The sequence below is a fragment of the Mediterraneibacter massiliensis genome, assembly GCF_001487105.1.
Taxonomy (GTDB): domain Bacteria; phylum Bacillota; class Clostridia; order Lachnospirales; family Lachnospiraceae; genus Mediterraneibacter; species Mediterraneibacter massiliensis.
Window position 1 is genome coordinate 88,323 of the sequence record NZ_LN913001.1, and the last position, 24,682, is coordinate 113,004.

Below are 24,682 nucleotides of genomic sequence, written 5' to 3' on the forward strand. Positions count from 1 at the left end.
TCATTTGTTATATTGCTGCTGTAGGTTATTCTCCAGTTCTCAAACGCTCCACAATACTCTGTCGGTTCAGGAATCGAAGCGCAACCATCGGAATGATAAGCGCCAGCACGATATAAATAACAGATAACAAAATTGCCGGAAGGATGGTCAGATGGAAAGTCATATACCAAATCGGACCATTTTCTACTAAAAGTTTCACCGCTGTTACTCCCAGAATCACTGCAACCACAGTTCCAATTACACCTGCCCGCAGCACATAGGAAAGACTTTCTGTCATCACCATTCTACGAAGCTGCTTTGTTGTCATTCCGATACTCTGCATAGACGCAAACTCATGCCGCCTTGTCACAATGCTCGTCATAATCAGATTCATCAGATTGATAATACCAACCAATGCAAAGATTCCTCCGATCAGACCACCAATCAAAAGAACTGCATTTTTCGTTGCCTGAACAGTAGCACCCAGTTTATCTACTGACTGATAGAGAACATCCATGTTTTTCTGGGTTGTGTACTCTGATAAATAGTCTTCCATCTCCTGTTCATACTCTTTTGCCGTATCAAACAGAACACAATAGAGCGACGGATTTTCATAAATCTCTTTGAAATGCTCCTCAGACATGTACATAATAGGTCCGCCAATATCTGAAATTATATTATCTCCTGATCCAGATAAGCCACCTGCTTCCATATCTTCTGTAACCGCCTTAGCAAGTACCGTAAATGTTTCTGTCGGAACACCATTTTCATAAAACTGAATTTCATCTCCCACTTGAATATTTTCATATTTCGTTTTCGAAAGTTCAGTAAATTCTCCATTGTCATTATATCCGGCCATTAAAATAATTCCTTTTTCGTTTTGAATCTTTTCTTTCAAGATGGATTTATCTTTCTCTCCCTCTAGAATATCTAACTTATCAATCAGATTCTCGGAAATTCCATATATATTTCCCAGTGGTCTACCATCTTGACTCAAGGCTGCATGACTACCATCATCAGTCCATCCTACATCCATGCTTTCTGGAATACTGTTTCGATACGTATTATCTATTTTCCCATATGTCACACCCCAATCACAAGAAATGTGATTATCCTCATAGGTATTCCGGTACATTTTTGTCATATTTTTGACACCTGAACGCTGTGTAACTGTTTCTGCTACATCTTCTGGCAATGCAGCGCTATGTCCGGTAAACCCTTTCTGCATCAATCCTGCCTCTGCTGTATAGACTGCAAAATCACTTCTCATCTGACGTTCCACATACACCTCTTCATCAAAACTTCCCGTAAAGATAACTACAGAATTTAACAGAAGAATACTCAGCATCAGAGAAACAATGACCAAAATCATCCGTCCCTTATTTCTCTGCACGTTCGCCTTCGCCATACGCGGAAGCAACGCCCCTTTTATATGTTTGCGTTCTTTGATCTTTCCTGCTCCTTGTTCTACATATCGGACAGCTTCAATCGGAGAAACACGCGATGCCTTCTTTGCCGATTTCATTGTGCTGATCCATACGGTCAGTGCAGAAAACAGAACAGAACCGATAATAATCGGCAAATATGGCAGAGAACCGACGACCACGTTCTTTCCCCCAAAATCAACCACAAACGCTTTGAGCACTACCGGGAGTATTCCTTTTCCAAGTAAGATTCCCAGGATCACTCCGATCGGCGTACCACTCAGGAACAAATACATTGCCTGTTTTCGCACAAGACTTTTTACCTGCTTTGGTGTCATTCCAATGGTTCGGAGCAGTCCGTATTGTCTCACATCATTTGTCACACTCATATCAAATACGTTGTAGATCAGAAGATAACCGCAAAACATAAACAGAATGCCAAATACACCTGCTGCCAGCCATACGACCAGATTCCCATCGCTCTGTGCAGCAACTGGTGTCGGTGCAATTCTGATATAGTTTTCCGCTTCCGGATCATCCGGATTTCCTCCGATACTGCGAATAAATTCTCCAATTCGCTCTTCTGCCATTGCCGGATCTTTCAAAATCACTTGGGCATTATAGTAGTTTCTATTTTCTCTGTCTTTCCGAAGAGACGAAACCATTTCTTCCTGTTCTTCTAAAAATGCCTGAGACACCATAACATATCCCACATCATTTTTTACCGGTTCATAGATACCGGACACTTTCATGTCAAAATGTTCGATTTCTCCATCTACTTTTAGCTCAACCGGAATCGTCTCCCCTGCCTTTTTCGGAATTCCCAGATCTTCCAGCACATTTGCAGATACCAGTACCTCATTCTCAGCCTTAGGTATGGTTCCAATACTCGGTGTCATAAAACAGACTTCCATCAATGTCTCATCTGCATAATCCAGTTCCACATTTAGCTGCTTTGTATTCTCCAAAAATGCAATTCCGATCTGAATTCCTGCTTTTTCAAACATAGCGTTTTCTTTTAACTGCTCCGCCTGTTCTTTTGTCATTCCCTGCACCAAAGCATCTGCCTGACTACCTAATAATCTCGCCTCACTATACTGCATCGTATTTTTTGCACCAAACCCAATGGTCAGCACCGCGGTCAGAAGAAATGTAGTCAGTGCAATAGCGATGACTGCAAGGATATTCCGCTTCTTATTGCTGTGAAAGCTACGGTTTGCTACCTTTTTAATTACTGCTTTATTGTTGTTTCCAAATAGAACATCACTCATAGCCCCGCCCCCTTACTGTACGATTTTACCATCTTCAATATGGATAATCCGGTCAGCAAGCTGGGCAATCTCGTCATTATGGGTAATCATTACAAGGGTTTGTTTAAATTTGTAGCTGCTTGTTTTCATCAGACCTAATACGTCCATACTGGTCTTGCTATCCAGGTTACCGGTGGGTTCATCAGCCAACACGATCGTCGGGCGGGCAATGAGTGCACGGGCGATCGCCACTCTCTGCTGCTGACCGCCGGATAAATTATTTGGCATACTGTTCAGTTTCTCTTTCAGTCCCAAAAATCCCACAACTTCCTCTAAAAAGTTTTTATCTACCTTTCCTCCGTCCAGTTCTACCGGAAGCGCGATATTTTCGTACACGTTCAAAACCGGCACCAGATTGTAGTTCTGGAAAACGAATCCAATTTTTCTTCTTCGGAAAATGGTCAGCTGTTCCTCATTGAGTTTTGATAACTCTGTTCCATCCACAAAAACTTTCCCGGAAGTCGGAACATCCAGACCACCGATCATATTTAATAAAGTTGACTTACCGCTGCCTGATGTTCCAACAATGGCAACAAATTCTCCCTTTTCTACGGAAAGATTCACTCCGTCCAATGCTTTTGTAATATTCGGCTCTGCCCCATAATATTTTTTCAGTTCCATCGTTTCTAAGATATTCATATGAACACCGTCCTTTCTTTTTGTTACCCTTATCATAACAACCAAACCTCACAGAAATGTCACGAAAACAAAGAAATTTCGGTGTTTTTGGGGCTGAAATGTCACAATCTTGTGACATTTCAACTTTCTCTTCTATTTTCTCAGGAGACGCACGGAAAACGTAGAACCTTTTCCCGGCTCGGAAGCCACCACAATATACCCGCCCTGAAGGGAAATAATCTCCCGGGCAAGATACAATCCGATCCCGATTCCCTCCGCATCATGTACCGTATCTTCCCGGTAAAACCGTTTGAAGATCGTTCCCTGATGTTCCTCGGAAATTCCAATTCCATTATCTGTAATGTCGATCTTTACATACATTTCCCAGCATTCCACCGATACCCGGATGTTTCCCCCCGCCGGTGTGTACTTTACCGCATTGTCTAAAATGTTAAATAAGGCTTCTGTCGTCCACTTCCGGTCATGGGAAACCAGCAGGCGCTCCGGGCAGTCCACCTGCACGTCAATCCTCTTTTTCTCTGCATTTAAGAAAATGCCTCCTAACGCTGCCGCCAATGTCTCGTAGATCGACTGTTCTTTCTGTTCCAGAGAAATCACACCCGTTTCCAACCGGGAGGTTTTGATCATTGCCTGCATCAGAAAATCCAATTTATCCAACTGGCTGCTCTGCGCTGTTAAAAATTCCTGCTGTTTCTGTGCAGGAACTTCCTGCTCCAACAGCGTATTGTTGATCATTTTCAGATTAGCAATGGGCGTCTTTACCTGATGGGAAATATCGGAAATCAGCTCTTGCAAATCTTCCCGTTCTTTTGCGATATGATTCCGGTTCTCCTGCATGACTTCATATAATCGCTTCAGACGATAATGAATTTTATAAAACAGCCCTTCTTCCTGCTGTCTTTCTTCCTGCAGTTCCTCTTTCCCAGACATCATCCCGTCCAGCAGTTCGCAAAGCTGATCCGAAAACAAGACCAACTTTTTCCGGATACTCCATACAAAGAACACGCCGCATCCAAAGGCAAACGCGCCAAAACCCAGCACACACAAGGCAGCCGTTACATTTCGGGTGATCCATAGTACCAATATGCTGCTCCCCATGGCTGTCATCCCTAACACCAGTCCTAAGAAGAGGCAGATATGATTGATGGAAAGATACGTTTTTCGTCTCACTTCTGCACACCTCCCACCCACATATATCCCATGCCATAAACGGTTTTGATATACTGCTGTCCGTTGGTCTCAATCTTGTTTCTCACTCTGCTGACTGCTACCGTCAGCGCATGCTCATCCACAAAGTTCTCGTCAATATCCCATAGCCTTTCCAAAAGCATCTGCCGGGTTAAAACATTTTGTGGATTCTTCGTAAAGATTTTAAGCAGACGGTATTCCAGCGGAGTAAACACCAATGCGTTCCCCGCCAGCGAAGCGGTCATTTCTTTAAAATCTATAAACAGTGTTCCGTCCTTATATTGATCTTCTTCCGACTGCTTTGCAATGCGGCTTAGTAATGCCGCCAGCTTCTTCTGAAACACACTCATGGGAAATGGTTTCGTTACATAATCATCGGCTCCCAGTTCATAGCCCTTTAACATATCGCTTTCCATATCGTTTGCGGTCAGAAAAATCACCGCAGTTTCCGGACAGCGTTCCTTTGCCTCCTTGCAGAAATCAAATCCATTCCCGTCCGGCAGGTTCACATCCAGTACGATCAATTCATATTTCTGTTTCTCAATATAATGTTCTGCCTCCTTCTTACAAAGCGCAGAATCCACCTTGTAACCGGTGGCGTTTAAGTTGTAGCATAACGTATTATTTAATAAGTGGTCATCTTCGACTACTAAAATATGCATCGTATCACATCCTTTTTCTTTTTAGAGTATCACCCAAATGTCACAGAAACCTCACGAAATAAAACTTTTTCTCTCGATTTTATTTATCATTGTATTCTCTTTCACTAAATCTATCTTTATAACCAAAGAATGTCCTATCATTTGGTTCTTCCGGTTGTTCAGGCTCATAGCACTCTATTTGTGCCATTAAAGAATACAAATCTGGAATCCCACGCTGTCCCCGACCATCACATTCAAAATATTTTTCTATGACAGCTCCAACTGCCCTCTCTATATCTATTTGAAATGCCTTCCTCTTTTCCGGTGATAATTCATCATACTGGCGACTAGAAATGCCATGGAGCATTAGAATTCCATCCATATAACCTTCATACAGTTTTATCTGATTCTTCCCCCTATAATATGGATAGTATCCAGGATCCAGCATTTCCTTTAAATAAATTTCCCGCTGTTTCTCGTCAAAACCGTCAGCTATAAGATCATAAAAATGATCATACTTTCCCCGCAAGTAGTCGGGATCTATGTCCAGTCGTTTTGCCAGCGCTTCTAATATTTCCGGATTTATTTCTCCATCCGCCTTTGCACGCCGGATTGTTTTTTCAGACCATCCGATGCCATCTTCTTCTGATCCTAATTTCGTAATACTGATTTTAGCTCTTTTTTTAGCTGCAAGAAACCGTTCCCACTGAAATGGTTCTTTCTTAGATTTCTTATTTGCCATTTTCCGCCTCCTAATACGGACATTTTTGACCGTTTTTGGTAATGGTATTTTACACCCACATGGCTTATAATGCAAACCAAGAAGCTCTCATAAATATTTTCAAAAAACTAGGAGGTCCGAATATGGATAATGAACTGAGAAAAACTTTGGATGTGAAACTGAATATTAACATTAATGGAACCACTGCATTTGGTATTGCTTTAGTCAGCATTGCAGGACTATGTTTCTGTTTTTATACAGGTACGAAAAGCAGATACTCTGCGCAGATTGGAACTTTGAATTTCTCACCAGCTCCGTCTGCCGCTGTATCTGTCTGACTTTTCGTTTCACCCTTTTAGGATAAAGGGCGTGGTCACAATACTACCACGCCCCATCCTTCAGTTATTCACTTATTCAACATCCCGGAAAAACCGGATACATCTTAAAAATTCTACAATCAATTCCTGGTACAGATCTTCATCAAAGAAACCGTCTACCAATGCATTTCTGACAAGAAGTGGGCGGTACATTTCAAAGATTTCCATAATAGATTCTTGATCTCCCAGTCTCGCCCGGTATAAAAGCTCCCTAAATTCCATTACTTTTCTCCTCCCATCTTTCTTCTGATTTTTCGGATTGCACCATAATACATCCATTTGCATTGATCTTCCGTCATCTGGTTCAATTCGCCTATTTCCTTGAAGTTTCGCTCCTCGAATACACGCTGATACATCACTTCACGTTCTTTCTCATTCAAAAGGTGCATTGCCTGTATCAACCGCTTGTCTTCCATTTCGTTCCACTCTGGATAAATTCCTTGCGCTTCATTTAACAGCAACTCTTCCCGTTTCTTTCGTTCCAGATGTTCCTCCATGGAAAGATCTGCCTCCGTATATTCCTGTTCGTCTGAATTATTTTCTGCAAACCGAATCTTCTGCTGTATTTCCAGATACCGTTTTCTCCGTCCCTGTACAGATGCCAACAGATATGCGGAAAAATAGTTTTTTGTTTTGGAACCTTTATAGGTATGTTCTTCGTTCATCTTCTTACCTCCGAAATTTGAAAATTTTCATAGTTTCCAAATTTCAGGGGCGGGGATCTGCAGCCTGCAATGACGCAATTCAACATTTTTCGACAAAACAAAAGGCCGAGCCAGCGAATTGCCGGTCCGACCAAATATATCGTCCATGTGGGATAATGCAGATCGTTCTTTTTCTTTAACGCATATTCTGCGTATAGAATATCCTGATATTCTTCTCTCTGACAAGAACTTTTTTTAATGAACTACCTGTATTTCCATATCTTTTCTTTTGTTTCACAAGACTTATTTCTCCGAAGTTTCTTCCTCATCACCTCTGTTGTATGCATTATATTGCGCGACACTATGTGCCTTAACACATTTTCCTTGTAAGAAAACTACGGTAAAATATGCTTTAAGTGAGGTGATACGGATGCTAAAGGATACCGTCAAGAAAAGACTCGGTTACATGGTAAAGAACGAACGTGAACACCTTAGATTATCCCAGTCAGCCCTGGCTGAACAGGCAGGTGTTTCCATCCGGACCATCTCAGATATTGAAACTTGTAACGGCAATCCGGAACTTGCAACGTTGATTCCTCTTGCCCAATATCTGAAGATTTCCCTGGATGCAATTATTCACGAAGCTCCACTAGAAACAGACCATACTACCTATCAGATTCTGGAAGAACTGCAAAACTGCTCAGAAGAGGATCGTCTGATTGCTCTTCGTACTTTACGGGAATTACTTGCAGCACTTAAAGAAAAAGACCAAATCAATAAACCACATTTCTGACAATACCTCAGTTTTTAGTGTATCAGCACAATCTGTGATAAAACTGTGCAGAACCTGTGCTAATCCTGTGGCTTATAATATTTTGTAACTTCAAAAAGAAGCAGTCATGTGAGAAAACTGCTTCTTTTCTATGCTATCTTCTGCGGAAAGCACTCATTGCGTTTCTCACATTTTCTACCACCCTTGGATCAATGGTGTCCTTAGTTTCTTCTGGAAAAGTCATCGTTATTTCCGGTTCTTTTTCGCTCTTTTCCATACGATTCAACTGCATTGCTTTATGCACTTCCTGTCTGACAGTTTCCTGAATGATTGCCTGCAATACCTCATTACTGAAAGTATTACTTTCCTGTACACCATCCACATGTGCAACAATTGCCTCTGCAATCAAATCCGCTTTATCTTTCACCGAATTTAACAACTCTACAGCTCGGATATGGGAAGCCTTCGTTTTATCAAATCCCAAAGTAAACTTAAATGGATTCTTCTTTTCCACACAATCACTCCTCTGCTGTCATCATCCGATACAGCTTGTCATATCCTTTCGCATTGGCACAAATATCTTCGATGAACATGTATTTCCCTAACCGATCTGATTTCTTGATCAGTTTTTTCAATAATGCTGCTCCACCACCGATAAATACGGTATAAGTAGACCTTGTGTCAATCCCGCGCTCCCGGATGCTGCTCAAAAGATCGGTTACAAAATCCTGGGCAATCCCCTCTGTCATTTTTACAACTGCCTCTTCATAAAACTCCGTATTTCCCTTCAGAATACTGTCCACATCACATTCCTCCAGTAGAATATCGTACTCACTATTCACACCGGAAATCACCTGATTATACATGGTAATAACGCCACGCTCCAGAGAATCGCACGATTCCATATCCGGCATTCCTTTTCGCATCAGCAGATAATCCGTTGTGAATCCGCCGATATCAATACCAATGGACTTGGGAATATCCTGCAGCTGATCAATAACAGTCATCATTGCTGCATAATCTTGTGGAAAAGCCATTACATCATGGATTGCTACATGGTATGTACCGCCTTCCGTTATAATTTCGTGAACTTTATTTTCCCCTTTAAAGTAACACTCATACTTCTCACACAAATCCGCAAAATGTTTTGGCGGTAATCCGATTGGCAAATCAATCTGCAATACATCTTCCGGAACAATCTGCGGATATTTCTTCAGTTCTTTGACGATAGCAAACAGGGTCAGTATAAAAAAGCGTTCATCCTCTGTCTTGTCCCTCTGGTAAGGAATCCTCCTGTTACTGAGCAGATAATATTTTCCTTCATAGAAAATATATTCCTCTCCCCTGGCAGGTTTCTTATCCTGTGTAATCAGTGCTGTAGTAAAAACCTGATTGCAGGTCTTCATATTCTTGTTTCCATGGTCAACTGCAATTCGTAACTTTCTTATCATAAAAGCATCTCTCCTTTATTCTTGATACTTATTCTGTACGTATAGATTCCGTATAGCGCAACTTATTACAAAAAAATATCCCGCCTGCAGTTCATACCACAGACAGGATACCCTTTTCTTTCTTACACAAACTTTACAAAAATGCTGCCTCTTTTGGCAATATCTTCTGAAACAATTCCTGATACCGCTTATTACCCGCAGGAATCAAAGGACCACGATAAGATGTTTCAGACCAAAGCATCAGTTCTTCCGCTTCAGAATAAAATGGTCGGTTCGGTGTCGTAATATCGCCATACTGCACTTGCGGAGTGCTTGGTTTCAGAAAAAGTTCTGCATCTTTTTGCGTAAACACTTTTGATATACCTTCCATTTTTTCCGCAAAAAAAGCCTCTACCAATTGTGGTATGAAGCCCCTTTCTAAATAATATTGCGCTCTTCCTTGTATTTTTTTGCAAGTTCAAACCGAAGCTTTCGTTCTTTTTCGCCGCACGTTTCATCCAAAAGAATATCTGCCAGCGCATTTATGTATTCATAATCTAACATCTTTATGATTCCTCCACACTAATTTTTTGATCCAGTCTTCCATGTACCAAATACCGATAGTCTTTCCGCGTATTTACACAGGTAGATAACGTAATTACCCTGTCCTTTTCTGATACCGATATTCCCGTATCATATTCTGAGCTTGCCTGTATCACCCCTAAAAATTTCTGATAATCTTTCACATCCGTAAAAGAATATGTGTACGCTGCATGATTTACCGGAGCTGCGTAACAAGAAAAAATGTGATATTCATATACATAGCCGGGCACATAAACGTAAAACTTCGGATACACATCGTAAACTCCTGGATCCTGATATTTTTCCAAGGTTCCGAACATGCTCCCGTCCCGCATATTATGTCCATAGATGATGGTATTCCGATCCGTAAAATCCTCCTGATTATGATAATCCATAAATATACTGCCACTTTTATTCGTTTCTCCATTGATCATGTGCTGGAGATAGTAGGCATTGTCCGTTCCTTTTGCCACCGGATAACTGATGTCAAGCGCGGGAATCTGTATCCAGGCAATGACTTCCGGATTGATGCTTTGCAGACTCGCAAAGTCCACCTGAAGAAATGGAAATACTGAATTTTTCTCTGAAGGCTTCTCCCCTTCCGGCTCTTTGGTACTTTCAGGCTCCCGGATATATTCTTCAAGTTCTTCGTAGACCTGTTCTCCTTCTCGGTAACTCATATAGATACGTATAATCGCACCTACGGAACCAAAGAACAGGATTCCTGCTAATATCATGCATATCATATAGATTTTATTTCGTTTCATGTAAATTCTCCTTTTCCAGCCGGAGCAAAAGCCCCGACTGTCCTCTTATCATTTCTTTTTTGAATAGTAATAATCATCAATTCCTTTGATCTGTCCATTCCATTCTCCGGAGGCATCCATATCCCAGACCATACGGCTCATAGAAATGGATAGTTCCTGACAAATCTCATACACCTTCTTACACCCATTTTGGATAATCTGTCGTTTCTGCAATTTGTGCTGACAGTAACCGTCTCTGCCCTTTTGCCTGCAGCTTTCACATTTGCTGTAATTCCCATCACAAAGGACTTTCATTTTCTTATCCATATCGTAAGCTTCAAACAGATGCTGAAGATTTCGCTGTCTAAATGCCTCCAGCACCGGTTTTGCATTACGATACTGGTTTACCCCTGCCACACAGACAAAGGTATCTCCGGACAGAAAATGTGCAATGGTTCCCTTTAATGCTCCCTCAGTCAGATAGACCTCAGAAGCATTCAAATCTCCAATCACATGTACCGGACTTCCGGAGGATACACCATTTTTGAATTTTACACTGGATAGCCAGATATATTTTCTTCCCTCGACCACATGATCTAACCGGATTTGAAAGCCCTGGATTTTTCCCTGCATGGACAGAATTGGAATCAGGATACCGGAGTTCTTTGGAGAAAAATTGATGGTCCATTCTCCGTTTTCACCCTCGTAAAATCCTGGGACACCCTTAATAACCAACCCTTCATCCTGCAGTTTCCTTACCAGACTTCTAATTCCAAACAATGGCACACTTCGGTACCGCTGTCCTTCAATCTGCTCTAAAGTAAGTCCTCGTTTTAACAAATCTTCCTTATGCTGTTCATTTAAAATCATAAGCGAAAGCATCCGGGAATAAGTCCGGTCTATCGTTTCAGCATCCGCAAGTTCCGCAAGCATGATCTCTGGTTCTATTTCTTTTTGTTCTGCCACGATGTAATCTGTCCGATATTCTCCTTTTCCAAGTGCTTCACGTATCTGCCGGTTTGCCTCTGAAGTATTCACACCATAAAGCCTTCCGTACAGATCCAACATACCGCCGGATACATCACATCGGTTACACCGGAATACATTTTTTCGCAGGTTGACATTCATCTTTCCTTTTGTTTCCCCACAAAAAGGGCAGTTCACATCCAGAGAGACAGAATTCTTATGTCTTACCTGTAGTTTTAACAAGTTGACTACATCAAAGATATCGTAATCAAACCCTGTCATATCGTACATTCTCTGTCTCCTCCTTTCTCCCACAGCCTGTTAAGGCTGTGGGAAGCATAATTAACCAGCCATCGGCAATGCTCTCTGAAGAATCACCCTCGCTGCAGCTATCATCAAATGGTCTTTTCCACTATATTCATTGGCATACCATCCTAAACTGGATGGACTCTCCATTGCAACTTGTCCCATCGTCTTATTCTTTAATCTCCCACAAGTAACCGTCACATTGAGTGCCTGTTCATAAGTCATACGGTTGATCAGTTCTTCTACTGGCAGATTTGACTCCACCATCTGGTTCTGTGCAGCCGGAATACCATTTATTCCACCAATGGTATTTCCATTTGCCTGCGCATTCTGATAAAACTGCTCCATCATAGGAGCTGTCCCCTGCATTGGCGGTGTTGCCGGAGGAACTGGCTGTGTCGCATAAGCATCTGCCTGTCCGGTTCCCATATTCTGTGCCACATTGGCTGCCATCCCATTATTTGGTGTCTGTCCGGAATTTACCGGCATCTGCATGGTTCCATTTGGCTGCAAAGTTTCCAGATTCGGTGGCACTGGAATACCTGCGTCCACTTGCAGGGGATCATTTTCTTCCCCCACATCGGCAAACTGTACACCATATCCGGCATCTGCTAATGCACGTCCGGTAGCTGCTGTCTCTGCAAGTTCCAGAAATTTATCACCAAACTTCGGATCTGCGGTGCGAAACCGCTGTGCGTAAGAATTTCCCACACAATCTTCCTTCTGGTCACATTTATCCAGATAGACTCTTGCCTCCACAACTGCCATATTCTCTGTCAGACTAATGATGTTACTGATAATTTTCCCAGTCGGGTTTAAAAGCCGGAACCAAAGTTTCCGATATTTCACATCCAGATATAACTGTTCCGCCTCTCCCTCATTAGAAATTTTCCGGGCAAGTTCCAGCGGATTGAACCCCTCTACCTTGTTTAATGCTGCTACTGCCTTTGATTTGTTATATAATAATTCGGTCATTGCCTACTCCTTTCTTTTTACCGGCAGAAATGATCTCTCTATATAATAATTATCTGCCGATTCTCAATCTTGGTCATTTTTAGAAAAAATTTTTAAACTGCCAGTCGTAATTGCTCCATTTTCGGCTGACGTTGCGTCGGCTTTTGATAGGTATCACAATAATATCGGATCCTTTCTGCCAGTATGGTATTCCTCGTACCAGTACTTTCCTGTTTGATGGCTACCGTAATCGCCTTTTTCTCCCCTACAAGATAAACCTTCTGTTTGGCTCTGGTGATTCCGGTATACAGGATATTTCGTTTCAGCATCTTGTAAAATGCCCACACCCAGGGAATGATCACTACCTGGCACTCATTTCCCTGACTCTTATGGATGGTGATTGCATTTGCATGTTCCACCATATCCATCTGGTCTGCTTCATATAACACACTGCGTCCGTCCGGAAATACGATTCTGGCAAGTGGGTTCCCATCCTCATCTTCAGATATTTCGGTAAGAATCCCCATATCCCCATTACTGACAACTTCCGTATTCTTATTTTGGAGAACTTTGTCCCCTTCCCGGAAGATATGGTCATGGATATGGAGTTCCTTTTTCCCAGAGATGGGCGGATTTACTAAATCCTGTATGGTCCGATTGATTTCTATTACCCCTGCGGCACTTCTCACCTTATAAGGTGACAAAATCTGCACCTGATCCATGCCATGTACTGCAAGTTCTTTTACATACAATTCCTTAACAATTTGAGCTGCCTCTTCTGCACCTTTACAGGCAATCATCTGGAAGTCTTCCCCTTCTATCAAGTCAGTACGTCCTTGCTGCATCAATTTTGCATTAAGCGCAATGTTGCTGTTCTTCCCCTGTCGATACACTAAATCCAAAGTGGTTACCGGAATCTTCCCACACAGAATCAACTGACGGAACACTTCTCCAGCTCCAACAGAAGGAAGCTGATGGATATCTCCTACCAGAAGCACTCTGGCACTTGGCTTTACCTTGCTGAAAAATTCATAGGCGAGGTGCATATCCACCATGGAAAACTCATCTACGTTTACAAATTCTGCGGATAATTCCTCCAGCATCGGTTCATATTCCTCATCGCCATAAAGCCCTAATGCCATGTGCATTGTGCTGGACTCTTCATGTCCTGTACTTTCTGCCATCCTTCTTGCAGCTCGTCCTGTCGGTGCCATGAGTTGTACTTCCGTTTTGTATTTCTCCTTATGGATATACAAAATGACTTTTAAAACCGTTGTCTTGCCGGTTCCCGGACCTCCGGTAATAATGCTGATAGGACTTCTAAATACCATACGAACCGCCTCTTTCTGACAGTCCGATAACGTAATGCCCAGAACCTTCTGTGCCTCTTCCAGTTCTTTTTCTATGGATTCAGCCGGAATCTGTTTCATCAGTCTCTTTGCAATCATCATAGCTGTCCTTCGTTCTTCCTCATACTGTGTTACCCGGTAAATCCGGTCATCATCTACAACAATACTATGCTGTACCGCTAACCGATACAAAACACCATTTATTTCCGACTCTGTGATCTGATCAAGTGTCTGGTCTTCATTGAGAAGATTTAAGACGCTTTTGATCAGTGCATCCTGTTTCAAGTACAGATGTCCGTTCTGACGCATTTCTTCGTTCAGCACATAACTGATACAGCCGGAAATCCGCATGGGATCATTGGGCGATGCTCCGCATTGTCTTGCAATCGCATCCACTGTAAGAAAGCCAAAGCCTTTGACATGAAACAGGGCATACGGCTGTTTGCGGATAATCTCCATCGAACGATCCTGATATTGTTTCAGGATCATATTTACCTTCTTGGGTGTCACATGAAAAGGAGCTAAAAAGGTCATCAATTCCCGGAATACCTGGTTCTTCCCAAAGGATTCCATGATGCCATCCAGCTTTTTCTTTGAAATCCCCCGTACCTTCAGTAACTTCTCCGGTGTCTTTTCCATAATTTCCAACGTATTCAATCCAAACTGATCGACAATACGTTCCGCCATTTTCGGTCCAACACCTTTTACAGAACCGCAGGAGAGGTATCCTAAGATACCCTCCCTGGTTCTTGGTACAACTTCCAAAAAGCTTTCCACCTTATATTGAAGTCCATGAGTACTGGATTCCCAGTTTCCCTCCATCTCCACTTCAATTTCATCCGAAAGCGGAAGATCATAACCGATGGCAGTAAACGCAATGACTTTCTTTGCAGACCAGAATTTGTCTCTGGCAGACAAAGGAACGCTGGTATCCTGGGTAGAAAAAACAGCTATGGTATACCCATTCTCCTCATTTTGAAAAATCTTACGTATGTATCTGCACCTCATCGTTTATTTCCCTCCAATTTTCTATCTTTATCAATTCACCGGGATACTTGATTCCGTCGTACCAGTACACCTCCTTGCCTTTTTCAAATGCCGCCTTTATCTCGCCTGCCATTCCGGCGCTTATATACGGTCCGCAGACAACCAACACATCACACAACGTAAGCAGGATCATACCAATCTGTAACGCTGCCTCCCGTTCTTCTGGAATCTCATCATCCAACATAATGGGAAGATGTGCATGGGATGCAAAAGTACGACAATGATAAAGCCGTTTGATCTGCATCAGATAAAACTTCGCTTTTTCCATATTCTGCTGTCTGACTTCTTTTGTAGTCGCAGACAGCGGGGAGCAGATATATGCTCTTTTTCCATCTAACATTACGCTGCCTCCTTCTTAATCCGAAATGTCCGGCTCTCTGAGGTACTGGCGTATTCCTCATAAATATCCGGATGCTGGATCTTTAATTTCTCCATCTGTTCTTTTCCAATCTGGGTACGGATGGTTGGATTGTATGTGATCTTGTAACGAGAGCTTCCGTCCTCCATCACTGCTTTGCAGCCCTGACCGAGAAGTTCCACAAAAGGAACACTCAATGCTTTTTGCTCTGCATCAATTTCCTTTTTTCTTCGTTCCAACTGTGATTTTTCCTCCGCTAACATCAGAAAGCGCTCCAAGCTTCTTGACTCCAGCCCGGAAATCGTGATTTCGGGAATGGTCTTATCCGCAAAACCTTTGTACCTCCGGATACTGGCTAAAACCAGATCTGCTTTCCCGTTATAAGGCGGCTCCACCTTTTTCTCCACATACTCATTCCAGAAGTACTCTTCCTGGTCAATCAGTTCCTGTTCTTCCATCTCGTCACGCTCCAAAGAACGGTAAACAAATTCATTCTCATTATTTCCGTACAAGCAGGCGATATAGGCTTTCTTGATGTTCATCACTGCCATATAATGCCTTACCTGAAGAACATAGTTTTCTGGGATCCCGTCATCTGCCCATTTATCTTTGGCATTGTAATTACAAGTTTTACATTCCAGGATTCCGATACTTCCATCCGGAAACCGGATAAAATAATCTACATCCGCAAGCATGAACGGATAGAAGGGATGCCGGAACATCTTCCGGACAGGAAAAACTTCTAATCCAGTCTTTTTTGAGAAGATCATGGCTACCAGATCTTCCAAACGATGTCCCACTTCTTTTGCCACCCAGTTACTTTCTTCTTCATCAATCATTGGTTTTACACCAATTTTGTCGTAATAGAGATCCTTTATGGTTGCAAAGGGTGAGATTCCCATAATAGCGGCAACATCACTTCCACCAATCCCGAGTCTTCGGTAATCCAGCCATTCCTCTCTTGTAAGTGGCTCAATATTCACAACAACTTCCGGTTCATAATTCAATGCTAAACTCATTTCTTTGTCCTCCTTATAATTTGATTGCTCCAATAACGTCAAATGCCTTCCAATCCATAGATAATGTTCTGGCAATATCTTCTTCCAGTTTTAGAATTCGGCTTCCGGAAAAACCTTCACAAGCTGCAAAGAAAGATGCCTCATTGATGGCATAGTAAAGGTCATGAGCCGTACAAGGATCTTCTCCATACTGGACAACATATTGTTCTACTACTTCGTTGCGAATCTTCTGGCTAATCTTAATTTCCTTCATTACCAGATGCAGACAATTTACCGGATTTTCAATTTCAATATCCATCAAAGAAGAAATTCCTTTCATTGCCTCCTGATACCTGGAAAAAATTTTGTCCAGATTCTTCCGGAAATCCTGAAGTGTTGCTCCCTTGTCATGAGACAGTTTAATCGGACTCCCTAGACTAATCGTGCGGTTGTTGGTTTTTGATGTCATCATCGGATACAGATTTGCACCACTGGCTGCCACATCTGAAGTAGTAAGCCTGAGTGCCGGTGCAAGAGCCTTATCTTCCAGGTCATGATCCTTTAATGCCTGTCGGTAGATATCCAAAAGTTCCTGATTTCCTTCCAATGTCCACATAGCGGATGCAATGGAATGGTCGTAGGTTCCGGAACCTTCCAGATAAGCGCTGCCACTAAAATGTGCCTTCAGATAATCACAGGTCATAGAAAATACCGCCTCCATATCAAGGACGCAATAATCATGCTCATCCCCTCCATGTACAGCAGATACCTTCCCATCTGCTATTTTAATCAGTGCATCTCCTCTTGCGACTTTCAGGCAATAATTGATTACTTTCGCATAAGTAGCCTTTTCAAGCTTCCGTAAGCCTGTGCCGCTGACACCGGCTCTTTTCAAGATCGTGTGCATAGCACAATCCCGGACAGGATACACTTCCCCATTGATTTTTAATACCAACTGGGTATTCTTCTCCGTATCCTCTACAATTCCTTCCAGTTGCTTTGTACAGGCTTTCTCAATCGTTTCCGCCTCTTTCTCAAGGGGAATCAGCCGCAGCATCCTGGTCGGCTTACGGATCCACTGGGAAGCCTTCGCCCGTTCTGCCAGAAATTCCAGCATTTCCTTTGTGTTTGCAAATGTCGTTTCAAAGGCATCCGCATAGATTCTTGTTTCATTCATTTGTGTGTACCACCTTTCTTAAAATATGTTTTATCCATAAACAGCCCATGCTGTATCTGGCATTTTCTAAAATGCCCTATATTTAGGCACAAAAAAAGGAATGAAAAGAGAACCTGATATTCTCTGCTCATTCCTGATTTACTGGTATTCTTACCTAAAAAACAAAAGTGCCGCTATTGTCCATAACAGACAGATAGTGACACTTTATACAAACATAAACAACTTATGCAGACAGCTTTTTCAGCCGTCCTTGAGTTTTGGGATTCTGACAAATCCACAAACTCCCCATAACGGGTATGCATAAAAACAAACTATGCCATTATACTAGCACAAGATATAGTAATTGTCAATTTATATAATTCTATATATAGTTATTCATTCTCTACAACATACTCTATCTTGTGCCATAAAAATTCTTCACATGATTTTAGGTTTCCATTTGAACCTTCTTCGTTCGCCTGTTGATTGCAGGATTCCAGAAACGGACAACGGCTGCAGCTATTTTTGATTGCCTCTTTCACCCAGGCGATTTCTTCCCTTGTTCCCTCAATCTTCATAATGACTCCACTTCCTTTGTTTCTATCATTCCCACAATCAAAAAAAGTACTCACATACTCAATCTTTGTTTTAAAACATGAAATTACGCTTTTATTCCGTATATTTTACTTTATTTATTCTAATACTTCTATTTTATTCCGTAATTTGCTATCCGTAAATAGTTTAAAATAAATCAAGAGGTGTAAAGCTATGGACAAGATGTTTATTGCCAACCGTATTACGGAACTACGGCTGAAAAAGAATGTATCGGAATATCAAATGAGCTTGGATCTGGGTAGGAACAAAAGTTATATCCAGTCTCTTTCTTCTGGGCGAAATAATCCGACCATGGAAAATTTTCTGGAGATCTGTGAATACTTTGAGATTACCCCGGCGCAATTCTTTGATCCGGATATTACAAATCCACCACTTCATACAAAAGCATCTGATCTTATCAAACAGTTGGATGACGACGATCTTCTTGCACTGATTCCACTCTTAAATCGTCTCACTTCTAAATAGTATATTACTGTATTTGAGCTGCCGATTGGCAGCTTTTTTCATTTTTTCAAAGAATTTTTTCAAATTTACCCAATTTCTCATTTTTTTCGTTAATTACTTATTGAAAACCTTTTTAAAATCGCTTTTGCGATTTTGTACCTTGATAACTTCATACCCTTCCGGAGAAGGTATATAGGTGCTGCAGATAGTGTGCATAGACGCTCGCCTGCCGCTTGATGATTACATAGTATCACCTTCTACGTGCATGAAACAGGGCATAGGAAACGATTCTTCGGAAGTTTTCCACATTATCGCAAATAAAAATTTTTTTATATTCACATTTTACAATGACATGGGGAAAACGTATAATAGAGCTATGCTTAGGTGATACGTTTTCTCCCTACTGTCGTTGAGAAAGGATTTTATATGACAGTTGAGAAGAATGAGAAATATTCAGGTGTTCTTCCAGAGAGTCCCTGTACCTATTCCGTAAAAGAGATTGCTACGATTTTAGGTGTCAGCAAAAAGACTGCTTACAAACTATGTGAACAGAATTTGTTTATCACCAAAAGGATCGGCAGAATTATACGAATCAACAAAGACTCCTTTGAGGATTGGATGAATGCCAAACCAGATTAAGGAGAAAACGTATGGCAACAATTATTAAACGCAAAAAAAATTATTCTGTAGTTTATTATTATGAAAATGAAAGCGGTGAGAAAAAGCAGAAATGGGAAAGTTTTACTTCCTACAAAGACGCGAACAAACGAAAGATAGAAGTCGAGAGTCAGCAAGAGAATGGAACCTTCATTGCACCAACAGCGCAGACTGTAGAAGAATTCTTATATGATTTCGTCACTTTATATGGTGAGAAAAACTGGAGTCTTAGCACGTATGATGGTAACCTGAGTCTTATCAGTAATTATATCAATCCTATCATCGGCTCCGTTCCTATCCAAAATGTGAACCGAAAATTTGTTGATCAATATTATAATACTTTGAAAAAAACAACGCCGGTGATTGTTCGCAATAAAAAGCCAAAAAGTAAATACTTACCTGCACAAACGATTGAAAAAATTTTCAAGTTACTGTCATGTGCTTTTGGTCAGGCAGTCAAATGGGAGCTTATTGGAAAAAATCCGTTTAAATTAAGTGATGCACTCCCAAAAATAAAATACAAAAAACGTGACATTTGGGATGCTGAAACCATCAATAAAGCATTACAAGAATGCCGGGATGGAAAATTGTACGTTGCAATCAACCTTGCTTTCGCCTGCTCGATGAGAGAAGGGGAAATTCTAGGACTTACTTGGGATAACGTGCATATTTCTGATGAAGACATTGCTTCAGACAACGCTTATCTTGATATTAAGCAGGAATTGACAAGAGCTTCTAAACGCGCACTCGAACAGTTGGATCAGAAAGATGTTTACTATATCTTTCCTCCGCTTATGCCAAACACCTCAACACGCGTTGTTTTAAAAAAGCCAAAGACAGACAGCAGTATCCGGCGCGTATGGATTCCAAAAACATTGGCTTATATTTTAAGAGATTGGAAAAAAGGACAGGATGAACTAAAAGAATTTCTAGGGGAAGAATACAAAGATTTTAATCTCGTAATAGCTCTTGCAAATGGACGTCCATGTGAAGGAAGAGTATTATTGAAATCATTTGAGGAATTGAGAACCAGAGCAAAACTTCCGAATGTCGTATTTCATTCGCTCAGACACTCCAGCACAACTTATAAGCTGAAGCTAAACCACGGAGATATTAAAGCGACTCAGGGAGATACCGGACATGCCCAGACAGATATGATTACAGAAGTATATTCGCATATCCTTGATGAAGACAGAAAAATCAATGCTCAAAAATTTGAAGCTGCTTTCTATGGCGGTACCGATTTACGAAAACACAATCCGCCTACCGAAAATACAACAAATGTTACAGAAGAAACAAATCCGGCAGCCTTTGACGTAAATGCACTGATACAGCAACTACAAAACTCACCGGAACTGGCATCTACACTCGCCCAGCTCTTAGCAAAATAGTATTAGCAAAAAATCTATCCTTTTTTCTAATTAGCACGATGTCAATTTTATTAGCACGACATGGAAAAATAGTTCGATTCCTCTTAGCAGGAAATTCAACAGATTTTAAGAACGTTTTTCAAAAGAAAAACGCCATAAAACCTAGTGTTTATGGCGCTTCTAGCGTCCCTGAGAGGAGTCGAACCTCCGCTGGCATGCCTTAGGAGGGCATCGCTCTATCCACTGAGCTACAGAGACACTTTATATATTATAACAGTTTTATTTAACCGTTACAACCCTTGTATTTACAGCGTTTTCCAGATATTACGCTGTGCTAATATTTTAGAATTGAACCTTAGCGTTGGATTTGAACTATCTGCCAATTAGGAGGACCATGTTATATCCATTTAACTAACGAGACAAATGCCATTTTTCCTTGAAAACATGCAGTTTTCTGGATTTACGGATGGCAACCAATATTTAATTATCAGCTTTATTTATGCTGTTAATTACTTTATTTTTCAAATGAGTGACAGTAAGATTTTATCCTAGTAGGTGTACACCTCGGTGTCAATTTTTCACAAGACCAACTGAAATCGAACTCATAGTTGTTTTTTAGATGTGACAGCCATAGTTCTTTCTTAGGAGGCGAACCCGCTATCCTGCTGATGTACTGGGACATTCTTAAAAATCTATTCAATTTTAGCTAGTTATCATATCAAAAAGAGTCTGTTCCACCTAGCCCTTAAGAGGGCATCACTCTATCCACTGAGCTACAGATATACTTTATATATTATAACGGTTTTCTGAAACCATTACAACCCTTGTATTTACCGTATTCAAAAGATATTATGCTGTGCTAATATTTTATTGAAGTTTTCTCGCTTATCTAAAAGAACACATTTAACAATATAACATATTTATTTAAATTTCTCAACAATATTTCTGCCAAGTTTTTTTTACTAATTGTAGGATTACAATACATGTGTTACAACTGAATAATTAAAAAGCGGAAATACCTTTTCTGTGTTATGCTTTAAGCGACCAAACCTAAATCATTTAAGAAAGGAAGTATTCCCGCATGGCAAGTATAACACAAGATATGAGGTATCGTCTATCCCTGATTCGTTTCGCTGAAAAACATGGTGTCTCAAAAGCAGCTATTAAATATAAGACAAACCGACAGTATATTTATCGTTGGAAACGCCGCTATGACGGCACAATAGAGTCACTCCGCGATCGCTCACGCCGTCCTCATTACCATCCCAATCAGCATACACCTGAAGAAATTAAGTTGATCCAAGATATGCGTAGGCGCAATCCGCATGTCGGTCTGGTTGTCTTTTGGGTAAAGCTTATGCAACGCGGATATAAACGTTCCATCCCTGGTTTGTACCGTTTCCTGAAAAAGCAAGGAATCATGGCTCAAAAACTTCCTAATCCCAAATATATTCCGAAGCCTTATGAGCAAATGGACTATCCTGGACAGCGTATTCAGATCGATGTGAAATTCGTTTCTACATGTTGTCTTGTTAATGATGCGAAAGGAAAGAAGTTCTATCAGTATACCGCGATTGATGAGTACTCCCGCTGGCGGTATGTGGAAGCTTTTGAAGAACACAGCACCTATTCATCTGCACAGTTCCTCAAGCATCTGATTCAACGCTTTCCTATGCCGATCGAATGCGTTCAGACAGACAACGGCATGGAGTTTACAAAGCGCTTTTCCACTTCCGGTAAAGAAACATTGACTTTATTTCAACGGACTTTAAAAGGACTGGGAATCCAACATAAACTGATTCGACCCTTTACACCACGCCATAACGGAAAAGTGGAACGCAGCCACCGCAAGGATAATGAACGTTTTTATGCCTCCCATACTTTCTATTCCTTTGAGGATTTTTCTAAGCAACTTCAAACCTATAACCGTAGAGAGTATAACCAGTTTCCCATGAGATCTTTGGGGTGGAAATCACCACAAACTGTCTTGAGAGAATTTATTGAGCAGGGTGTAACATATGTTTGACAAACCTACAATTTCTGCCAAGTTTTTTTCACTAATTTTTTCTTTTTTTAGGTCATGCATGATCATAGTTTAAACAAGTACATAGCCACAATCCCACTTCCATTTTCATTAAATTGATTCCAAAAGAATTAAAAAACATTCATTGTCTGTAAGACTTTCCATAACCCCTATAATTTGCAGCCTTATCTCTGCCATGACTTCTCATTCCCTTGGCACGGTTCCGCTTGATCTCGAAGCAGCATTTTCTCTTAATAAGATGCAACAAAGATATATCTTGACTTTTACTACCTCAAATATAAAGCGGTAAACAGGCATTAACACAAACATGTACTCATAGTAACTGCCCGTAAATTTGTGCGATTGGTTTTTGCACTGCTCAAATACAATCGTCTATATTATCCGGCAAGATAAATTCGTCTACTTGCTGATCAGCTACGCCCTGCTTATAAAAAAACATGGTCGACAGAGCTTAGGCAGGTGCTTTTTATTTTCATGAAACATAGCAGAAAATATGTGTTTTTATTATCCATTCTCATTTTACATCACACCACTGGACTATGATTATTCAACAAAATTCTATACTATTTTCATTATTATACATTTACAAATTGTTAAATACAAGAAAATATGATACTATGCAGACAAATAAACAGATGTTTTCAATCACGGAAATGCTATTTTATAGTTAAAAATAGAGTATTCTTTAAAAACATAAAGGAGATGAAAGACATATCATGAAAGATCCTATAACAATCTCTGACGCAAAACAAGAATTAAAAATAGCTGAAAGGCAAAATCCCGGACTATGGATTGCCCATTCTTATCATGTAGGAGCGGCAGCAAAGTATATTGCCGAAGCGTGCAAAACGCTAGATGTGGAAAAAGCTTATATTTGCGGCATTTTGCATGATATAGGACGAAGAAATGGCAAATCTGCTTTAAAGCATGCCATAGACGGATATGAATATGCTATGTCCAAAGGATGGAATAGTGTGGCAAGGATATGTCTTACTCACTCATTTCCGGTCAAAGACATCACAACAGATATATCGAAAGCAGATATCAATGAAAAACAATACCAATTTATGAAGCGCTATTTAGAAGAAACAGAGTATGATGATTATGACAAATTGATCATACTTTGTGATTCTCTTGCTGATGCACAAGGTTTTTGTATTTTGGAAAAAAGATTTGTAGATACGACATGTCGATACGGTATATATCCATTTACGATAGACCGTTGGAAGCAGACATACCAATATAAAGAATATTTTGAAAAAATGCTAGGAGCGTCTGTATATACACTTTTACCGAATATAGACAAATGTATTTATAGCTAAGATACCTTTAAGATGTATACCCATCCGTATATCTCGTGATACATTCCTTTCAGGCAGTGTAGCACGTCAAGATATATTTTATAAAAAAAGAAGTACAAACGATTGAAAATGATTACTCTGAATTCTCGTCAGTACCTCTTTTATCAAAATTTTTTACTTAATAAAAAACCGAAGTGTATCTTTCAAAATTTCTGCCATTATATCATACCCAAATACATTAGGATGAAGACCTTCCAAACTCAATTCTCTCCTTAGAGAATATCCGTCTTCATTCAAAAAAGATGGATAATAATCTACAAAAACAACACCATATTTCTGTGCCTTTTTTTTCAGTTCCTGATTATACAAATGCACATATTTTTGTCTGTCACGTTCGTGGTTTGTCCATTCCATACAAGTAGGTAAAATAGAGCAAAGCACTACAGATACTTGTTCTTCTACAGAAATCTTTACTATTTTTTCCATATTTGTCAGAGCTTCTTGCAGAATATTTTCTAATCTTTTTCCTTCTTCCTGCTTCCAATAATCAAACTCCAAATCCCAAGAATCATTAATTCCTGCCATTATAACTACTATTTTAGGTTTTAGTTGAACAGCATCTGCCCTAAATCGATGAAGAAGAGATGAAGTTCTGTCTCCTCCA

The 24,682-nt window shown here is 40.6% G+C and carries 27 protein-coding genes and 1 tRNA gene; 7 read left to right on the plus strand and 21 right to left on the minus strand.

Annotated features, from left to right (window positions below):
* Positions 1 to 25: 25 nt before the first annotated feature.
* From BN3282_RS04670 to BN3282_RS04690, 5 genes are all read right to left on the minus strand, one after another.
* Positions 26 to 2,674 (minus strand): ABC transporter permease, encoded by a 2,649-nt coding sequence (locus BN3282_RS04670; protein WP_059067023.1) that lies wholly within the window; start codon positions 2,672 to 2,674, stop codon positions 26 to 28.
* A 12-nt stretch (positions 2,675 to 2,686) separates the two neighbouring features.
* On the minus strand, positions 2,687 to 3,352 hold the full coding sequence (locus BN3282_RS04675) for an ABC transporter ATP-binding protein (protein ID WP_059067025.1): 666 nt from the start codon (positions 3,350 to 3,352) through the stop codon (positions 2,687 to 2,689).
* 132 nt (positions 3,353 to 3,484) lie between these two features.
* Positions 3,485 to 4,459 carry a sensor histidine kinase gene (locus BN3282_RS04680; RefSeq protein ID WP_059070280.1) on the minus strand — a complete coding sequence of 325 codons (975 nt, stop codon included), beginning with the start codon at positions 4,457 to 4,459 and terminating at the stop codon, positions 3,485 to 3,487.
* A gap of 59 nt (positions 4,460 to 4,518) precedes the next feature.
* Complete coding sequence (locus BN3282_RS04685; protein WP_059067028.1) at positions 4,519 to 5,202, minus strand: response regulator transcription factor; 684 nt, start codon at positions 5,200 to 5,202, stop codon at positions 4,519 to 4,521.
* A 79-nt stretch (positions 5,203 to 5,281) separates the two neighbouring features.
* Positions 5,282 to 5,923, minus strand: a complete 642-nt coding sequence (locus BN3282_RS04690) for a helix-turn-helix domain-containing protein (protein ID WP_059067029.1) — start codon at positions 5,921 to 5,923, stop codon at positions 5,282 to 5,284.
* Positions 5,924 to 6,045: 122 nt separating this feature from the next.
* Here BN3282_RS04690 and BN3282_RS04695 point away from each other — a divergent pair, with 122 nt between their 5' ends.
* A complete protein-coding gene (locus BN3282_RS04695; protein ID WP_059067031.1) occupies positions 6,046 to 6,240 on the plus strand; it encodes a hypothetical protein in 195 nt (64 codons plus the stop codon).
* A 72-nt stretch (positions 6,241 to 6,312) separates the two neighbouring features.
* On the opposite strand, the gene BN3282_RS04700 is transcribed toward BN3282_RS04695, so the two are convergent.
* Positions 6,313 to 6,501: a helix-turn-helix domain-containing protein gene (locus tag BN3282_RS04700; protein ID WP_055055833.1), complete on the minus strand. Its 189-nt coding sequence runs from the start codon at positions 6,499 to 6,501 to the stop codon at positions 6,313 to 6,315.
* Positions 6,501 to 6,944, minus strand: a complete 444-nt coding sequence (locus BN3282_RS04705) for a sigma factor-like helix-turn-helix DNA-binding protein (protein ID WP_059067033.1) — start codon at positions 6,942 to 6,944, stop codon at positions 6,501 to 6,503. The genes BN3282_RS04700 and BN3282_RS04705 overlap by 1 nt, the downstream gene beginning before the upstream one ends.
* A 409-nt stretch (positions 6,945 to 7,353) precedes the next feature.
* Here BN3282_RS04705 and BN3282_RS04710 point away from each other — a divergent pair, with 409 nt between their 5' ends.
* On the plus strand, positions 7,354 to 7,716 hold the full coding sequence (locus BN3282_RS04710) for a helix-turn-helix domain-containing protein (RefSeq protein ID WP_055055831.1): 363 nt from the start codon (positions 7,354 to 7,356) through the stop codon (positions 7,714 to 7,716).
* A 133-nt stretch (positions 7,717 to 7,849) separates the two neighbouring features.
* Here the strand turns inward: BN3282_RS04710 and BN3282_RS04715 are convergent, their stop codons facing one another.
* The 12 genes from BN3282_RS04715 to BN3282_RS04765 form a co-directional block, all read right to left on the minus strand.
* Positions 7,850 to 8,209: a hypothetical protein gene (locus BN3282_RS04715; RefSeq protein ID WP_059067036.1), complete on the minus strand. Its 360-nt coding sequence runs from the start codon at positions 8,207 to 8,209 to the stop codon at positions 7,850 to 7,852.
* A gap of 4 nt (positions 8,210 to 8,213) precedes the next feature.
* Positions 8,214 to 9,146: a ParM/StbA family protein gene (locus BN3282_RS04720; RefSeq protein ID WP_059067037.1), complete on the minus strand. Its 933-nt coding sequence runs from the start codon at positions 9,144 to 9,146 to the stop codon at positions 8,214 to 8,216.
* A gap of 133 nt (positions 9,147 to 9,279) precedes the next feature.
* Positions 9,280 to 9,516 carry a hypothetical protein gene (locus BN3282_RS15300; RefSeq protein ID WP_242866601.1) on the minus strand — a complete coding sequence of 79 codons (237 nt, stop codon included), beginning with the start codon at positions 9,514 to 9,516 and terminating at the stop codon, positions 9,280 to 9,282.
* Between the two features lie 47 nt (positions 9,517 to 9,563).
* Complete coding sequence (locus BN3282_RS15400) at positions 9,564 to 9,689, minus strand: hypothetical protein (RefSeq protein WP_278308707.1); 126 nt, start codon at positions 9,687 to 9,689, stop codon at positions 9,564 to 9,566.
* Between the two features lie 2 nt (positions 9,690 to 9,691).
* Complete coding sequence (gene srtB, locus BN3282_RS04730) at positions 9,692 to 10,474, minus strand: class B sortase (protein ID WP_059067039.1); 783 nt, start codon at positions 10,472 to 10,474, stop codon at positions 9,692 to 9,694.
* Positions 10,475 to 10,522: 48 nt separating this feature from the next.
* A complete protein-coding gene (locus BN3282_RS04735) occupies positions 10,523 to 11,710 on the minus strand; it encodes a DNA primase (protein WP_205408525.1) in 1,188 nt (395 codons plus the stop codon).
* Between the two features lie 51 nt (positions 11,711 to 11,761).
* Entirely contained in the window at positions 11,762 to 12,700 is a 939-nt protein-coding gene (locus tag BN3282_RS04740; protein WP_059067041.1) for a hypothetical protein, read from the minus strand.
* A gap of 92 nt (positions 12,701 to 12,792) precedes the next feature.
* Positions 12,793 to 15,036, minus strand: a complete 2,244-nt coding sequence (gene recD2, locus BN3282_RS04745; RefSeq protein WP_059067043.1) for an SF1B family DNA helicase RecD2 — start codon at positions 15,034 to 15,036, stop codon at positions 12,793 to 12,795.
* On the minus strand, positions 15,014 to 15,415 hold the full coding sequence (locus BN3282_RS04750) for a DUF7768 domain-containing protein (protein ID WP_059067045.1): 402 nt from the start codon (positions 15,413 to 15,415) through the stop codon (positions 15,014 to 15,016). Before BN3282_RS04750 ends, recD2 begins: the two co-directional genes overlap by 23 nt.
* Entirely contained in the window at positions 15,415 to 16,452 is a 1,038-nt protein-coding gene (locus tag BN3282_RS04755; RefSeq protein WP_059067046.1) for a YqaJ viral recombinase family nuclease, read from the minus strand. Before BN3282_RS04755 ends, BN3282_RS04750 begins: the two co-directional genes overlap by 1 nt.
* A gap of 13 nt (positions 16,453 to 16,465) precedes the next feature.
* On the minus strand, positions 16,466 to 17,608 hold the full coding sequence (locus BN3282_RS04760) for a hypothetical protein (RefSeq protein ID WP_059067048.1): 1,143 nt from the start codon (positions 17,606 to 17,608) through the stop codon (positions 16,466 to 16,468).
* 371 nt (positions 17,609 to 17,979) lie between these two features.
* Positions 17,980 to 18,165 carry a hypothetical protein gene (locus tag BN3282_RS04765; RefSeq protein ID WP_059067051.1) on the minus strand — a complete coding sequence of 62 codons (186 nt, stop codon included), beginning with the start codon at positions 18,163 to 18,165 and terminating at the stop codon, positions 17,980 to 17,982.
* 190 nt (positions 18,166 to 18,355) lie between these two features.
* Here BN3282_RS04765 and BN3282_RS04770 point away from each other — a divergent pair, with 190 nt between their 5' ends.
* The 3 genes from BN3282_RS04770 (at position 18,356) to BN3282_RS04785 (ending at position 20,694) form a co-directional block, all read left to right on the plus strand.
* Positions 18,356 to 18,667: a helix-turn-helix domain-containing protein gene (locus tag BN3282_RS04770; protein ID WP_055158141.1), complete on the plus strand. Its 312-nt coding sequence runs from the start codon at positions 18,356 to 18,358 to the stop codon at positions 18,665 to 18,667.
* Positions 18,668 to 19,072: 405 nt separating this feature from the next.
* Positions 19,073 to 19,285, plus strand: a complete 213-nt coding sequence (locus BN3282_RS04780; protein ID WP_059067054.1) for a helix-turn-helix domain-containing protein — start codon at positions 19,073 to 19,075, stop codon at positions 19,283 to 19,285.
* A gap of 11 nt (positions 19,286 to 19,296) precedes the next feature.
* Complete coding sequence (locus BN3282_RS04785) at positions 19,297 to 20,694, plus strand: site-specific integrase (RefSeq protein WP_082667473.1); 1,398 nt, start codon at positions 19,297 to 19,299, stop codon at positions 20,692 to 20,694.
* Between the two features lie 163 nt (positions 20,695 to 20,857).
* Here the strand turns inward: BN3282_RS04785 and BN3282_RS04790 are convergent.
* Positions 20,858 to 20,931 (minus strand) — tRNA-Arg (locus tag BN3282_RS04790).
* 823 nt (positions 20,932 to 21,754) lie between these two features.
* On the opposite strand from BN3282_RS04790, the gene BN3282_RS04795 reads away from it, so the two are divergent.
* Both BN3282_RS04795 and BN3282_RS04800 read left to right on the plus strand, forming a co-directional pair.
* Positions 21,755 to 22,699, plus strand: a complete 945-nt coding sequence (locus BN3282_RS04795; protein WP_059067056.1) for a DDE-type integrase/transposase/recombinase — start codon at positions 21,755 to 21,757, stop codon at positions 22,697 to 22,699.
* Between the two features lie 734 nt (positions 22,700 to 23,433).
* Complete coding sequence (locus BN3282_RS04800) at positions 23,434 to 24,039, plus strand: HD domain-containing protein (protein ID WP_059067058.1); 606 nt, start codon at positions 23,434 to 23,436, stop codon at positions 24,037 to 24,039.
* 153 nt (positions 24,040 to 24,192) lie between these two features.
* Here the strand turns inward: BN3282_RS04800 and BN3282_RS04805 are convergent.
* Positions 24,193 to 24,682 (minus strand): GDSL-type esterase/lipase family protein (locus BN3282_RS04805; protein WP_082667474.1); only part of this gene is annotated, 490 nt, incomplete at its 5' end.

What these genes read in the sequence shown, in the direction of transcription:
- BN3282_RS04670 (WP_059067023.1), bottom strand. Translation starts at nt 2,674, where the DNA reads ATGAGTGATGTTCTATTTGGAAACAACAATAAAGCAGTAATTAAAAAG.
- BN3282_RS04675 (WP_059067025.1), bottom strand. Translation starts at nt 3,352, where the DNA reads ATGAATATCTTAGAAACGATGGAACTGAAAAAATATTATGGGGCAGAG.
- BN3282_RS04680 (WP_059070280.1), bottom strand. Translation starts at nt 4,459, where the DNA reads ATGACAGCCATGGGGAGCAGCATATTGGTACTATGGATCACCCGAAAT.
- BN3282_RS04685 (WP_059067028.1), bottom strand. Translation starts at nt 5,202, where the DNA reads ATGCATATTTTAGTAGTCGAAGATGACCACTTATTAAATAATACGTTA.
- BN3282_RS04690 (WP_059067029.1), bottom strand. Translation starts at nt 5,923, where the DNA reads ATGGCAAATAAGAAATCTAAGAAAGAACCATTTCAGTGGGAACGGTTT.
- BN3282_RS04695 (WP_059067031.1), top strand. Translation starts at nt 6,046, where the DNA reads ATGGATAATGAACTGAGAAAAACTTTGGATGTGAAACTGAATATTAAC.
- BN3282_RS04700 (WP_055055833.1), bottom strand. Translation starts at nt 6,501, where the DNA reads ATGGAATTTAGGGAGCTTTTATACCGGGCGAGACTGGGAGATCAAGAA.
- BN3282_RS04705 (WP_059067033.1), bottom strand. Translation starts at nt 6,944, where the DNA reads ATGAACGAAGAACATACCTATAAAGGTTCCAAAACAAAAAACTATTTT.
- BN3282_RS04710 (WP_055055831.1), top strand. Translation starts at nt 7,354, where the DNA reads ATGCTAAAGGATACCGTCAAGAAAAGACTCGGTTACATGGTAAAGAAC.
- BN3282_RS04720 (WP_059067037.1), bottom strand. Translation starts at nt 9,146, where the DNA reads ATGATAAGAAAGTTACGAATTGCAGTTGACCATGGAAACAAGAATATG.
- BN3282_RS15300 (WP_242866601.1), bottom strand. Translation starts at nt 9,516, where the DNA reads ATGGAAGGTATATCAAAAGTGTTTACGCAAAAAGATGCAGAACTTTTT.
- BN3282_RS15400 (WP_278308707.1), bottom strand. Translation starts at nt 9,689, where the DNA reads ATGTTAGATTATGAATACATAAATGCGCTGGCAGATATTCTTTTGGAT.
- srtB (WP_059067039.1), bottom strand. Translation starts at nt 10,474, where the DNA reads ATGAAACGAAATAAAATCTATATGATATGCATGATATTAGCAGGAATC.
- BN3282_RS04735 (WP_205408525.1), bottom strand. Translation starts at nt 11,710, where the DNA reads ATGTACGATATGACAGGGTTTGATTACGATATCTTTGATGTAGTCAAC.
- BN3282_RS04740 (WP_059067041.1), bottom strand. Translation starts at nt 12,700, where the DNA reads ATGACCGAATTATTATATAACAAATCAAAGGCAGTAGCAGCATTAAAC.
- recD2 (WP_059067043.1), bottom strand. Translation starts at nt 15,036, where the DNA reads ATGAGGTGCAGATACATACGTAAGATTTTTCAAAATGAGGAGAATGGG.
- BN3282_RS04750 (WP_059067045.1), bottom strand. Translation starts at nt 15,415, where the DNA reads ATGTTAGATGGAAAAAGAGCATATATCTGCTCCCCGCTGTCTGCGACT.
- BN3282_RS04755 (WP_059067046.1), bottom strand. Translation starts at nt 16,452, where the DNA reads ATGAGTTTAGCATTGAATTATGAACCGGAAGTTGTTGTGAATATTGAG.
- BN3282_RS04760 (WP_059067048.1), bottom strand. Translation starts at nt 17,608, where the DNA reads ATGAATGAAACAAGAATCTATGCGGATGCCTTTGAAACGACATTTGCA.
- BN3282_RS04765 (WP_059067051.1), bottom strand. Translation starts at nt 18,165, where the DNA reads ATGAAGATTGAGGGAACAAGGGAAGAAATCGCCTGGGTGAAAGAGGCA.
- BN3282_RS04770 (WP_055158141.1), top strand. Translation starts at nt 18,356, where the DNA reads ATGGACAAGATGTTTATTGCCAACCGTATTACGGAACTACGGCTGAAA.
- BN3282_RS04780 (WP_059067054.1), top strand. Translation starts at nt 19,073, where the DNA reads ATGACAGTTGAGAAGAATGAGAAATATTCAGGTGTTCTTCCAGAGAGT.
- BN3282_RS04785 (WP_082667473.1), top strand. Translation starts at nt 19,297, where the DNA reads ATGGCAACAATTATTAAACGCAAAAAAAATTATTCTGTAGTTTATTAT.
- BN3282_RS04795 (WP_059067056.1), top strand. Translation starts at nt 21,755, where the DNA reads ATGGCAAGTATAACACAAGATATGAGGTATCGTCTATCCCTGATTCGT.
- BN3282_RS04800 (WP_059067058.1), top strand. Translation starts at nt 23,434, where the DNA reads ATGAAAGATCCTATAACAATCTCTGACGCAAAACAAGAATTAAAAATA.